The sequence below is a fragment of the Vibrio nigripulchritudo genome, from assembly GCF_027924785.1.
In the GTDB taxonomy this organism is placed as follows: Bacteria; Pseudomonadota; Gammaproteobacteria; order Enterobacterales; family Vibrionaceae; genus Vibrio; species Vibrio nigripulchritudo.
In genome coordinates this window covers 2851928-2864693 of sequence record NZ_AP027049.1, presented here as the reverse complement: position 1 = coordinate 2864693, position 12766 = coordinate 2851928, and the positions used below count along the sequence as shown (strand labels likewise).

Annotated in this window: 12 protein-coding genes; all 12 read left to right on the top strand. The window is 47.4% G+C overall.

The genetic code is table 11. The features are described from left to right. Positions 1-60: 60 nt before the first annotated feature. The 12 genes from QMG91_RS13120 to fliI all read left to right on the top strand — a co-directional run bounded on the left by QMG91_RS13120 (position 61) and on the right by fliI (position 12766). On the top strand, positions 61-471 hold the full coding sequence (locus QMG91_RS13120; protein ID WP_004407825.1) for a flagellar protein FlaG: 411 nt from the start codon (positions 61-63) through the stop codon (positions 469-471). A gap of 19 nt (positions 472-490) precedes the next feature. Beyond that, the gene (gene fliD, locus QMG91_RS13115; RefSeq protein WP_281826968.1) at positions 491-2365 is read left to right on the top strand and encodes a flagellar filament capping protein FliD; all 1875 of its coding nucleotides are present in this window, start codon (positions 491-493) and stop codon (positions 2363-2365) included. A 3-nt stretch (positions 2366-2368) separates the two neighbouring features. Continuing rightward, positions 2369-2674: a flagellar rod protein FlaI gene (locus tag QMG91_RS13110; RefSeq protein ID WP_004407830.1), complete on the top strand. Its 306-nt coding sequence runs from the start codon at positions 2369-2371 to the stop codon at positions 2672-2674. Positions 2675-2686: 12 nt separating this feature from the next. Further along, a complete protein-coding gene (gene fliS, locus QMG91_RS13105; protein WP_004407832.1) occupies positions 2687-3097 on the top strand; it encodes a flagellar export chaperone FliS in 411 nt (136 codons plus the stop codon). Positions 3098-3334: 237 nt separating this feature from the next. Continuing rightward, on the top strand, positions 3335-4807 hold the full coding sequence (locus QMG91_RS13100; RefSeq protein ID WP_004407836.1) for a sigma-54 dependent transcriptional regulator: 1473 nt from the start codon (positions 3335-3337) through the stop codon (positions 4805-4807). Between the two features lie 119 nt (positions 4808-4926). After that, positions 4927-5967, top strand: coding sequence for a sensor histidine kinase (locus QMG91_RS13095; protein WP_281826965.1), 1041 nt, complete (start codon positions 4927-4929; stop codon positions 5965-5967). Then, a complete protein-coding gene (locus QMG91_RS13090) occupies positions 5967-7382 on the top strand; it encodes a sigma-54-dependent transcriptional regulator (protein WP_022589709.1) in 1416 nt (471 codons plus the stop codon). Before QMG91_RS13095 ends, QMG91_RS13090 begins: the two co-directional genes overlap by 1 nt. Positions 7383-7481: 99 nt before the next feature. Further along, positions 7482-7793, top strand: coding sequence for a flagellar hook-basal body complex protein FliE (gene fliE, locus QMG91_RS13085; protein ID WP_004407843.1), 312 nt, complete (start codon positions 7482-7484; stop codon positions 7791-7793). A gap of 15 nt (positions 7794-7808) precedes the next feature. Further along, positions 7809-9545, top strand: a complete 1737-nt coding sequence (gene fliF, locus QMG91_RS13080; protein WP_004407845.1) for a flagellar basal-body MS-ring/collar protein FliF — start codon at positions 7809-7811, stop codon at positions 9543-9545. After that, positions 9538-10590, top strand: a complete 1053-nt coding sequence (gene fliG, locus QMG91_RS13075) for a flagellar motor switch protein FliG (RefSeq protein WP_004407847.1) — start codon at positions 9538-9540, stop codon at positions 10588-10590. The genes fliF and fliG overlap by 8 nt, the downstream gene beginning before the upstream one ends. A 53-nt stretch (positions 10591-10643) precedes the next feature. Beyond that, positions 10644-11444: a flagellar assembly protein FliH gene (gene fliH / locus QMG91_RS13070; RefSeq protein ID WP_022589710.1), complete on the top strand. Its 801-nt coding sequence runs from the start codon at positions 10644-10646 to the stop codon at positions 11442-11444. Continuing rightward, positions 11444-12766: a flagellar protein export ATPase FliI gene (gene fliI, locus QMG91_RS13065; protein WP_004407850.1), complete on the top strand. Its 1323-nt coding sequence runs from the start codon at positions 11444-11446 to the stop codon at positions 12764-12766. The genes fliH and fliI overlap by 1 nt, the downstream gene beginning before the upstream one ends.

Here is a 12766-nt window from a genome sequence, read left to right as displayed (position 1 = left end):
TGTAAGAGCAATGCATTGGGGTAACCTGATGTACGCTATCAAGGTGGAGGTGAGATCGTTATGGACATATCATCCTACACATCGATTTCCCAGCCTTCTTATGGTAGTGGCACGAAGATTGCTTCTACAGCTGAAGATGCATCCAGTGCTAATGCGCAAAAACGAGCGGAAATAAAAGAGGTAGATCCAAGAGACGTCATCCAGAACGAATCTGCGCAGTCTTTTTCGGAAGAGCGTACTAAGATTAACGCAGCCGAGCTGGAGAAACGGATTGATGAAGTAAATGATTTCATTTCTTCACTCAATAAAGGATTATCTTTTAAATTCGATGACGAGTCTGGGAGACGTGTTGTCACTGTATTCGATGCGGATACAGGCGATATCATCAAACAGATTCCAAGCGAAGAGATGCTTGAAATTTTAAGGCGCCTAGCCTCCAATTCCTCCGGATTAATCGTGGAAAAGGTGTGATAGGTTTGAAGGTGAGAGAATGAGTGTAAACCCAATGGGTGGCATGTCTGGTATGGACATCAACTCTATGGTGAGCAAAGTGGTCGATGCCGAGCGTGTGCCTAAACAGCAACGTATCGATACTGAGCGATCCAAAGTTGAGACCAATATTAGCGCCTATGGGCGGCTCAGAGAATCACTGGATTCCATGAAGGCACTGATGGCTCAGTTTCGTCAGGATAAGGCTTTCGCCGTTCGTTCGGTAGAGTCCTCCGACGAAGAAGTAGTTTCAGCTACAGCCACAACGGACGCAATCGCAGGCAAATATGCTGTCGATGTGGTGCAGCTTGCTCAGAACCATAAGCTAGGTTCTAACATTGTGGATGAGAAAACCCGCTTTGGAACTGGTGAGCTGCAGATCCGTTTAGGAAACAGGGAATTTACTGTTGAAGTAAAACAAAATGCCAAGCTCATTGATGTCGTAAAAAGCATCAATGCAGCTACCGGCAATCCCGGTGTACGCGCTGCCATCATCAACGATGTTGATGGTCAGCGCCTTATTTTAGCCTCCGAGAAAACGGGCAAAGATAATCAAATCTACGTGTCGGCCAATTCGTCCGATCCTATTAATCCTTTAGAATCCCTTGAATACAAAACGCTTGAAGACCGGATGACCGATCTGGAACAAGCGCAGGCGGCACTTCTAAAGCTCCAAAGTACCCCTATTTTAACTGCAGACGGGCAAGATGTTGCCGCTCTGGAGAGAAAATACTCACCACAGGAAATTGAAGAAGCCCTAGAAGGCAAACCAAAGAATCCTGATGGTGCATTACCTGTTTATGTCGTCAACCTGCCGGGCATTGAAGAGCCGGTCATTATTGATGGCGTAGAACAAGCGCCACCCAAGCCGGAAGATACCATTCCCGGCTTCTCGGAAGCGGCTTCAGGTACCCTTCTTAGTTCCTATGACCCAGGAACTGACGGGCTTGATGATAAAGCCCGTGAAAAAGCGCCAGATATCCCAGGCTGGTCACCTACCGCATCTGGTACTCTGACCGATTCTTACGTCACGGTTAAAGAGCGCGATGCCATGTTAATGGAAAACGCCAAAGCCCAGCGTGAACAAGAGCTTAAAGATGCCCAGGCTCGAATAGATGCTGCTCAACGAGCTTTTAATGGCTACAGCGGTATGAATGAGCTGCAAAAAGGGCAGGACTCCATGGTCGTGCTCGACGGCATTGCGCAACTGAGCAGTGATAACAACGTCATTGAAAATGCTATTGATGGTGTAGATCTGACCCTTAAAGGCGTGTCAGATTCTAAGAAACAAACCGAAATTGGTATCGACTATGACCGCGATCGAGTTCGAAACGATATTCTTCAATTCGTTGATTCTTATAATCAATTTTACGGTTTAACTAAAGAATTAGCGGGTGCAGACCCTTCATCTGGTGTCTCTGGACCATTATCAGGTGACAGTATCGTTCGAAGTGCAGAATCACGCTTAAAATCCGTGTTCACTACCGCCATCAAGGGGGCACCCGAAGATCTAAAAACGTTGACGGAGTTCGGTATTACCACGACTCGTCAGGGTACTTTAGAAGTGAATTACGATATGCTTGACCGCCAACTCAATAAGAACTTCACTAAATTAGGTGAATTTTTTGGTGGCAACGACGGCTTTGCCAAAAAAGTAGAAGATGCCATTCACTCAATGACGGGTGTAACGGGCTCAATACGGTCACGTGAAAAGAGTTTATACGAGCAAAATTATCGACTTAACGATCAGCAAGTTCAGCTGGACCGCCGTATGGATTCTCTTGAGAAACGTACACATGATAAGTTTTCTGCCATGCAGGAAGCCACCAGTAAGATGCAAGCACAACTTTCTGGCATGATGAATGCATTCGGTTAATGTATGTCCAATTACTTGACAGACTTGAGTGAGCTAGATCGACGACTATTATCTTTTTTAGAAAAAGATGAAATTAATGCTGAAGAAATTGCTGAAGCCGTCGATAAAAGAGAACTGTTGTTGCAAAGTGTTTTGCACGAGTTTGAAAAATCGCCTGACCTCGTTGATAAAGAAGAGTGGCAACGAGCAGTGGAGAGGACACAGAAAATTGTGTTACTGATGCAGGCGAATACAAATAAGATTGCTGAACACTTGAAAAAAGTCCGACACGGAAGCAAGTCTGTTCAGCTTTATAAGAAGTTTTTATAAGAGAGGATTACCATGCGAGGTTCTTTACAGGCTTACAAAAAGGTTTCAGTAGACAGTCAATTGTCTGCGGCCTCTCCGCACAAGATCATCCAGATGTTGATGGCTGGTGCGATAGAGCGACTGATCCAAGGTAAGGCTGCAATGCAGCAGGGAAATATCGCCATTAAAGGCGAACGTTTGGGTAAGGCGCTAGATATCATCATCGCACTGCGTTCTTGTTTATCCATGGACGACGGTGGTGACATCGCAAAGAACCTGGATCAGCTATACGAATTCATGATTTCTCAAATCACGATGGCAAACCAAAGTAACGAACCCAAGCCGATTGATGATGTGATTGATATCATCCGTGAGATTAAATCAGCATGGGATCAGATACCCGCAGAGTTTCATAATCTGACTTCCGCAGAAATCGGTCAGTAAGCATATACTTAGGATGTTTTAGAACAAAACTCACATCCGCAAAGTGCTTGGTTGCCTTATTTTTTTTATCGCATAGAATAGAGTCATTATTAGAGCCTACTCTTTTAATGGCTTTATTTGTTTTTGCTGCTTTCTTAGCCCGATAAAAATTGCACACTTAATTCGCAAATGAAACAAAGTTGCAGGGTCTAGGTATGTACGATAATGATTAAATTCTAAAGGCAAACTCTTATTTCTATGCAAGGCTTGGCACAATTGTTGGTTATTGAAGATGACCAGCAGGTTAAACACAATTTAAGCATTATTCTTGAATTCATCGGTGAGCACTGCAAAGTTGTCAGCTCAGATGAATTAGACAGCGTTGATTGGAACGCAACTTGGGCCGGATGTATATTAGGCTCTGTAAGCCAAAAGTCTCAGGTCGCGCCTCTTACCAAGCTACTTCAACAATCGAATCAAATCCCACTTCTTTCATTGAGCACGAACCAAATCTCCGTAGAGGAATTTCCTCATTACGTTGGTGAGCTGGAACAACCGCTCAATTACCCTCAACTCAGCGATGCACTTCGACACTGCCAGGAATTTCTTGGTCGCAAAGGCGGGCCACTGCCTTCCGCGAGTCGTAAGAACACATTATTCCGCAGTCTGGTGGGGCAGAGCCAAGGAATACGTGATGTTCGCCACCTAATCGAACAGGTGTCTGCGACTGAGGCGAATGTACTTATTCTGGGTGAGTCCGGGACAGGTAAAGAGGTGGTTGCTCGAAACATTCATTACCATTCTCCAAGGCGCAACGGTCCGTTTGTACCGATTAACTGCGGTGCAATTCCTCCTGAGTTGCTTGAGAGTGAGCTTTTTGGTCATGAAAAAGGTGCCTTTACAGGCGCCATCACAGCCCGTAAAGGTCGTTTCGAATTGTCAGAAGGTGGAACACTTTTCCTCGATGAGATTGGCGACATGCCAATGTCGATGCAGGTGAAGCTGTTACGTGTACTTCAGGAGCGCTGCTTTGAGCGAGTGGGTGGCAACAGCACCATCAAGGCAGACGTTCGCGTTGTTGCGGCTACCCACCGAAATCTGGAGCAGATGATTGAGGAAGAGAAGTTTCGCGAAGATCTATTCTATCGACTGAACGTATTCCCAATCGACATGCCAGCCCTTAAAGAGCGCAAAGAAGATATTCCACTGCTTTTAAAAGAGCTGCTGACACGAATGGAAGCGGAAGGTGGCATGCCAATCTGCTTTACTCCGCGTGCCATCAACTCACTGATGGAGCATGACTGGCCAGGTAACGTGCGTGAGCTAGCGAATCTGGTTGAACGTATGGTCATTCTTTTCCCGAACAGTCTGGTTGATGTCAACCACCTACCGACCAAGTATCGTTACAGCGACATTCCTGAATTCCAGCCAGAAAATGTCTCTTCAAGCAAATCGATTGAAGAACAGGAACGCGACGTGCTTTCCGACATTTTCTCTGAAGATTTCAATTTCGGAGATGGCTCTCTGGAGATGGAAGAAAACGCCAACAGCCCTCAGGAACTTCCTCCAGAAGGCGTGAACCTGAAAGAGTTGTTAGCAGACGTTGAGGTGAACATGATCAGCCAGGCGCTGGAAGCGCAAGGCGGGGTTGTAGCTCGTGCTGCTGATATGCTTGGTATGCGACGTACTACGCTCGTTGAGAAAATGAGAAAGTACAACCTCAACCGATAAGCGTCTTAGTCAATCAATTGACACAGTCTTATGTGATTAACTTTTTGATTTTAAATGAATAATGGCCTGGCATGTATAATGCATAACAGGCTATTGTTGTTTTTAGTCGGAATCCTGTCATGACACCATCAGAATTACAAGAAAGTGCCCCAACGCTAGGAAGCCTGGAAGATCAGGTTGCGCGTTATAAGCAGGTATTGGATGTAATGCCCGCTGGCGTTATCTTGCTTGATACGCAAGGTAATGTTTGCGAAGCCAATCCTGAAGCGCAAAAGTTGTTGGAAGTGCCTCTTGTTGGTCAGAAATGGTTCGAAGTGATTCAGGCGGCGTTTGCACCTCGTGAAGATGATGGTCATGAAATCTCTCTTAGAAACGGTCGCAAAGTGCGTCTTGCCATCTCAGCATCACAAACTGGTCAATTAATTCTGATCACCGACTTAACCGAAACCCGATTGCTACAAGCACGTGTCAGTGACTTGCAGCGTCTGTCTTCGCTTGGTCGTATGGTTGCCTCTCTTGCCCATCAGGTCAGAACGCCACTATCAAGCGCGATGTTGTACGCTTCAAACTTGGGTGCGCCTAACCTACCTGCCCCAACTCGTGAGCGATTCCAGACGAAACTCGTCGACAGGTTGCATGATCTGGAAAAGCAGGTGAACGACATGCTGCTATTCGCTAAAGGTGGTGATAACAAAGTCGTGAAGCCATTTACGCCTGAAGATTTGCGTAACGAATTCCAGCCGATGGTTGAAACCGCGATCAAAACCAACGCTATCGACTACCATCTGGAAATGGAAAACCCAGACGCGACTTTGATGGGGAATGCCAACGCCGTTGCATCGGCACTGAGTAATCTGGTGATTAACGCCATTCAAATCTCAGGTAAGGGCTCACAAATTGATGTGTATTTCCGCGTCGTTAACAACGAATTGAAAATCTCGGTTCAGGACAGCGGTCCCGGTGTTCCGGTTGAATTACAACAAAAGATTATGGAACCTTTCTTCACGACTCGTTCACAAGGAACGGGTCTTGGTCTTGCGGTAGTACAAATGGTCTGTCGTGCCCATGAAGGAAGGTTAGAACTGATTTCAGAGCCGGGAGATGGTGCCTGTTTCACTGTCTGTCTGCCCCTTGCAACAACAAACTCTGGAGAAGAATAATGGCTCAAAGCAAAGTACTGATTGTAGAAGATGATGAAGGTCTACGCGAAGCCCTAGTGGATACGCTTGCTTTAGCAGGTTACGAGTGGGTAGAAGCCGATTGCGCTGAGCAGGCGTTGATCATACTGAAATCGGAAGAAGTCGATATCGTCATCTCCGATGTACAGATGGCAGGCATGGGCGGATTGGCACTGCTTCGTAATATCAAACAGCATTGGCCAAATCTTCCTGTTCTTCTTATGACGGCTTACGCCAATATTGAAGACGCGGTTGCCGCCATGAAAGAAGGTGCTATTGATTACATGGCTAAGCCTTTTGCACCAGAAGTTCTGTTGAACATGGTAAGCCGCTATGCACCCGTCAAAAGCGATGATGAAGGTGACGCGGTTGTCGCGGATGAAAAAAGCCTCAAGCTGCTCGCACTTGCCGACAAAGTGGCAAAAACCGATGCCAATGTCATGGTGTTGGGTCCAAGTGGTTCAGGTAAAGAAGTGATGTCTCGTTACATCCACAATGCCTCTCAACGTAGCGACGGTCCTTTTGTCGCCATCAACTGTGCCGCCATTCCAGACAACATGCTCGAAGCAACCCTATTCGGGTATGAAAAGGGGGCATTTACTGGCGCAGTACAGGCGTGTCCGGGTAAATTTGAACAGGCACAGGGCGGTACTATCCTGCTTGATGAAATCAGCGAGATGGATCTGAACCTTCAAGCCAAGTTACTTCGTGTGCTTCAGGAGCGCGAAGTAGAACGCCTTGGTAGCCGTAAAAGCATCAAGTTAGACGTTCGCGTTCTGGCAACCAGTAACCGTGACCTCAAACAATACGTTGCCGAAGGTAACTTCCGTGAAGACCTTTACTACCGACTGAATGTATTCCCAATCGCATGGCCACCTCTGCACCAGCGTCAGGGCGACATTGAGCCTCTTGCCAAACATTTGGCAGAGCGTCATTGCAAGAAGCTGGGTATGCCTGTTCCCGGTGTATCCCCTTCAGCACTGAGCAAGCTTGTTTCTTACCCTTGGCCAGGTAACGTTCGTGAGCTGGATAACGTGATTCAGCGTGCGCTCATCTTAAGTGAGCAAGGCGATATCGATGCTGAGCACATTTTGCTGGAAGGCGTGGACTGGGAAGACGCAAATAGTCTTCAAGCGGTAGTTGAAACTGGTGAAGTTGCCACTCCAACTGTTAAGCCAATTGCTGAACCTGATAACGTGATCACGAAATCCATGGGAGCGACTGCGGATGGTCTAGGTTCTGAGCTGCGAGAGCAAGAATACGCTATTATTTTGGATACTTTGGCAGAATGTAATGGGCGACGAAAAGAGATGGCTGAAAAGTTAGGCATCAGTCCTCGTACATTGCGATACAAGCTTGCCAAAATGCGCGATGCAGGTATTGAAATCCCTAACTGATAAACGTCATACTTGCGTTTTCGACTAGTGGCATACTAATTGCAGCGTCAAGGATAAGACAGAAGTATTAAGTCAGAATATTGACGACAGAGGTGAACAATGAAAATCAGTGGAATGAATCAGGAAATGCAAGCAATGATGCTTGAAGCAGCAAACTCCACTCAACCTGCAACAGGATCGCAGGTGTCCGCTGATTTCGGCGCTCTGTTAGACAACGCCATCAATAACGTCAATGCGCTGCAAAAGCAGTCAGGCAATTTAGCCACCCGTTTTGACCAAGGCGATCCAAACGTTTCTCTATCTGATGTAATGATTGCAAGAAACAAATCAAGTGTGGCATTCGACGCGACCATTCAAGTAAGAAATAAACTGGTAGAAGCTTATAAAGAGCTGATGAACATGCCGGTATAAAGCAGGTAGTGACAAGTGGCTGAAGATAAATCGACAGATCTCGCAGTATCCGATGGTGGCGCAGTTGCCGTAGGAAGTGACCTGGATAACGAGAGTCAAAACCTAGACTTAGATGAGCAAAGCTCCTCGAAGTTCGATATGTCAATGGGTGATCTTGACCTGTTGCGTCAGGTGGTTTTGGTTGTCGCGATTTCGATATGTGTAGCATTGATTGTAATGGTGTTCTTTTGGGTACGAGAGCCGGAGCTTCGCCCACTAGGTTCTTATGAAACCGAAGAGCTGATTCCAGTTCTTGATTATCTCGATCAACAGAAAATTGACTATAAGCTTGATGGCAACACCATTCGTGTGCCTGTCAGTGAATACAGCAACATCAAACTGAATATGACCCGCGCTGGACTGAATCAACCCGATCCAGCAGGTGACGACATTCTTCTTCAGGACATGGGCTTCGGCGTTTCTCAGCGTCTGGAGCAGGAGCGCCTGAAATTAAGCCGGGAAAGGCAGCTAGGCAAAGCCATTGAGCAAATGCGTCAGGTGCGTAAAGCTCAGGTATTGTTGGCACTACCAAAACAAAGCGTGTTTGTTCGCCATAATCAGGAAGCTTCTGCCACCGTATTTTTGACACTGGCAACAGGCAACTCGCTCAAACAAGAAGAAGTCGATTCGATTGTCGACATGGTATCAAGCGCGGTACCTGGCATGAAACCTACCCGTGTAACCGTTACCGATCAGCACGGGAGATTACTCAGCTCTGGCTCACAAGACCCTATGGCGACAGCGCGTCGTAAAGAACATGAGTTAGAGAGAAAACAGGAACAAGCGCTGCGTGAAAAAATTGACTCAGTTCTTATCCCGATTTTAGGTATCGGCAATTACACCTCTCAGGTAGACATTGAACTGGATTTCAGTGCGGTTGAGCAGACTCGTAAACGCTTTGACCCGAATACTCCAGCTACCCGAAGTGAATACACGCTAGAAGACTACAACAACGGTAATGTGGTCGCAGGTGTACCGGGTGCGCTTTCTAACCAGCCTCCTGCCGATGCGTCTATTCCACAAGATGTGAAGCAGATGAAAGATGGTTCCCTGATGGGACAAGGCTCAGTACACAAAGAAGCGACACGTAACTTTGAGCTGGATACTACCATTAGCCATGAACGTCGTCAGACTGGTGTGATTAATCGTCAGACTGTTTCCGTTGCCATTCGCCATAAGCCTATTGTTAACGCTGAAACAGGTGATGTGACCTATCAACCTCTTGCTCAGGCAGAAATTGATGCCATCAGAAGTGTTTTGGTGGGTGCGGTAGGCTTCAATGAAGTGCGTGGCGACCTGCTGAACGTACTCAGTGTTAAATTTGCAGAGCCTGAAGCCGAAGTGGCGTTGGATGTACCAATCTGGGAGCACCCGAACTTCAACGACTGGATTCGCTGGCTGGCAAGTGCTCTGGTTATCATCGCAATCATCCTGATTCTGGTTCGTCCGGCGATGAAGAAACTTATCAACCCTCATTCGGAAGAAGACGAGGATTCAGAATTTGGTGCCGATGGACTTCCACTATCGGCGGATGGCGATACCAGTTTGATTGGTAGCGACATCGATGCAGGCGACTCGTTTGAGTTCGGCTCTGGTATTGATTTACCTAACCTGCATAAAGACGAAGATGTGTTAAAAGCGGTGCGTGCACTGGTAGCAAACGAACCAGAACTGGCAGCACAAGTAGTGAAGAATTGGGTGGCAGATGGCTAACGACGTTGCAACAACAGAAGACGGTGGCGAGAAAGGTTCAGAGATCGACATTGGCTCGATTCCCGGTGAGGAAAGAGCAGCAATATTGCTACTGAGCTTAAGTGAATCTGATGCTGCTGGCATTATCCGACATCTAGAACCTAAGCAGGTACAGCGTGTTGGTAGTGCAATGGCGCGAGCGGCAGATCTGAACTCAGACAAAGTCAGTGTTGTTCACAGAGCATTTCTCGAAGACATTCAGAAATACACCAACATTGGTATGGGCAGCGAAGACTTTATGCGTAATGCCCTTGTAGCCGCTCTGGGTGAAGACAAAGCCAACAACCTTGTGGATCAGATTCTACTTGGTACCGGTTCGAAAGGTCTGGATTCGCTGAAATGGATGGATCCTCGTCAGGTTGCGAGCATCATCATCAACGAGCACCCGCAGATTCAAACCATTGTATTGTCTTACTTAGAAGCCGATCAGTCGGCTGAAATTCTGACTCAGTTTGCTGAGCGTGACCGATTGGATTTGGTGATGCGTATTGCCAACCTTGAGGAAGTTCAGCCATCTGCATTGGCAGAGTTGAACGAAATCATGGAGAAACAGTTCGCAGGTCAGGCTGGTGCCCAAGCTGCGAAGATTGGTGGTACTAAGGCTGCCGCTGAAATCATGAACTTCATGGATAACAGCATGGAAGGTATCCTGATGGATCAAATCCGTGAGCAGGATGAAGACATGGCAACTCAGATTCAGGATCTGATGTTCGTGTTCGAAAACCTGATGGAAGTGGACGACTCTGGTATCCAGAAATTGCTGCGCGATATTCCTCAAGACGTGCTTCAACGTGCACTAAAAGGTGCCGACGATGGTTTGCGCGAGAAAGTATTCAAGAACATGTCGAAACGTGCCGCAGAGATGATGCGCGACGATATGGAAGCCATGGCTCCAGTCAAAGTTTCCGATGTGGAAGCCGCTCAGAAAGAAATTCTGGCGATTGCCCGCCGACTTGCCGACAACGGCGAGATCATGTTGGGTGGTGGCGCAGACGAATTCCTATAACCTCAGGCGCTCCTAAAGTGAGCGCTGCTTGATCATTTCAAATAGGTAGTGTGATGTCATTAGAACGTAAACGCGGATTTTTAAGACCCGAAGAAGATGACATGATCCAGGATGCTGAAACCTGGGGGCTGCCGGACTACACCGGGGATGCCGCCGCCAATGCTAAAGAAACGGCGCTGAATTATGACCCGTCCTGGATGCCTAACTTCGAAACTCCAGAAGCCGAAGAACCCGTTGAGCTGACCGAAGAACAGATCGAAGCAATCAAACAATCCGCCTATCAGGAAGGTTTAGCCCAAGGGCAAGAAGCTGGCTATCAAGAAGGGTTCGAAAAAGGAAAAGAAGAAGGGTTTACTGCTGGTCACCAGGAAGGGACGGAACAGGGTAAGCAGGAAGGTGTTGAAGCCGGTCAATCCTATATTCAAGAGCAAGTGAACCACTTTATGACACTTGCCAGTCAATTCGCCCAGCCACTGGAACTGATGAACGCTCAGGTAGAAAAACAGCTGGTGGACATGGTTCTCACTATGGTGAAAGAGGTCGTTCACGTTGAAGTGCAGACTAACCCGCAGGTGATTTTGGATACCGTGCGTCAGAGCGTTGAAGCTCTGCCGATCGCAGGTCACGCCATTACCATTAAACTGAATCCTGAAGACTTAACCATTGTGCAGGCGTCATACGGTGAAGAGGAACTTCAGAATCGTAGCTGGACACTTTCTAGTGAGCCGTCTCTTAACCGGGGCGATGTTCATATCGAAGCGGGTGAATCCAGCGTAAGCTTCAAAATGGAAGAGCGAATTCGTTCTGTTATCCAGTCATTTTGTGGCGTCAATCGTCATCAGGAGCAACTCTGATGTTGGCGCTTGAAGAAAGGCTTTCCAACTACAAAATTCAGGGGCTGACAACCAAAGCCATTGCCTCTGGCAAGTTGGTGAGAGTAGTTGGTTTAACGCTTGAAGCGACAGGATGTAAAGCGCCAATAGGTAGCCTCTGTAAAGTCGAAACACTTAGTGGTGAAATGGAAGCCGAAGTGGTCGGGTTTTCTGGCGACAATCTTTATCTTATGCCCAGTGAGCAGATTACTGGTGTACTGCCGGGAGCAAAAGTAACACCAATCACCAGTGACAGCGGTCTTCCGGTCGGTATGGAACTGCTTGGTCGAGTGATAGATGGTGTTGGTAATCCGCTCGATGGGCTTGGCGACATCTACACAGAAAAGAAAGCGTCATTTACTGGTCAGCCGATTAACCCGTTAGCGAGAAAACCAATTTCAGAACCTTTGGATGTAGGTTTAAAGGCAGTAAATGGACTGCTAACGGTAGGTAAAGGTCAGCGTATCGGGCTATTTGCAGGTTCAGGTGTAGGTAAATCGGTCACTCTAGGCATGATGACTCGAGGAACTACGGCGCAGGTTGTCGTGGTTGGACTTATCGGTGAGCGTGGACGAGAAGTTAAAGAATTCATTGAAGAGATATTGGGTAAAGAAGGTCGGCAACGTTCGGTAGTGGTCGCCGCACCTGCGGACTCTTCCCCTTTGATGCGTTTAAAAGGCTGCCAGACCGCATTGACCATCGCAGAATATTTCCGCGATCAAGGGCTGGATGTACTCCTTCTGATGGATTCGTTGACGCGCTTTGCTCAGGCACAGCGTGAAATTGCATTATCGGTCGGTGAGCCGCCGGCAACCAAAGGTTACCCGCCTTCGGTATTTGCCAAGCTGCCAGCGTTGGTTGAACGTGCAGGTAACGGCGATGAAAATCAGGGTTCGATTACTGCATTCTTTACAGTTTTGACCGAAGGGGACGATCTTCAAGACCCGATCGCAGATGCTTCGCGAGCCATTTTGGATGGTCACATCGTACTTTCCCGTGAGCTTGCGGACGCAGGTCATTATCCCGCAATAGATGTGGAAAAATCGGTCAGTCGTGTCATGCCTCAAATCACTACTGATGAACATATGATGATGGCAAAAGCCGTTCGCCAGGTGCTGTCTGTGTGCCGTAAGAATCAGGATTTGGTGTCCATCGGGGCTTATAAACCAGGAACCGACCCGGCAATCGATACCGCATTTACACTCAAACCTAAACTGGATGAATATTCCCAGCAAGGTATGGGTGAAGCAGTACCATACGATATGTGTGTGAACATGCTGCGTAACATATTGCAACCGTCATAG

Bases quoted from the DNA above. Each gene is read 5' to 3' on its own strand.
- fliE (WP_004407843.1), top strand. From the start codon at position 7,482: ATGAAAATCAGTGGAATGAATCAGGAAATGCAAGCAATGATGCTTGAA.
- QMG91_RS13090 (WP_022589709.1), top strand. From the start codon at position 5,967: ATGGCTCAAAGCAAAGTACTGATTGTAGAAGATGATGAAGGTCTACGC.
- QMG91_RS13100 (WP_004407836.1), top strand. From the start codon at position 3,335: ATGCAAGGCTTGGCACAATTGTTGGTTATTGAAGATGACCAGCAGGTT.
- QMG91_RS13120 (WP_004407825.1), top strand. From the start codon at position 61: ATGGACATATCATCCTACACATCGATTTCCCAGCCTTCTTATGGTAGT.
- fliD (WP_281826968.1), top strand. From the start codon at position 491: ATGAGTGTAAACCCAATGGGTGGCATGTCTGGTATGGACATCAACTCT.
- fliS (WP_004407832.1), top strand. From the start codon at position 2,687: ATGCGAGGTTCTTTACAGGCTTACAAAAAGGTTTCAGTAGACAGTCAA.
- QMG91_RS13095 (WP_281826965.1), top strand. From the start codon at position 4,927: ATGACACCATCAGAATTACAAGAAAGTGCCCCAACGCTAGGAAGCCTG.
- QMG91_RS13110 (WP_004407830.1), top strand. From the start codon at position 2,369: ATGTCCAATTACTTGACAGACTTGAGTGAGCTAGATCGACGACTATTA.
- fliI (WP_004407850.1), top strand. From the start codon at position 11,444: ATGTTGGCGCTTGAAGAAAGGCTTTCCAACTACAAAATTCAGGGGCTG.
- fliH (WP_022589710.1), top strand. From the start codon at position 10,644: ATGTCATTAGAACGTAAACGCGGATTTTTAAGACCCGAAGAAGATGAC.
- fliG (WP_004407847.1), top strand. From the start codon at position 9,538: ATGGCTAACGACGTTGCAACAACAGAAGACGGTGGCGAGAAAGGTTCA.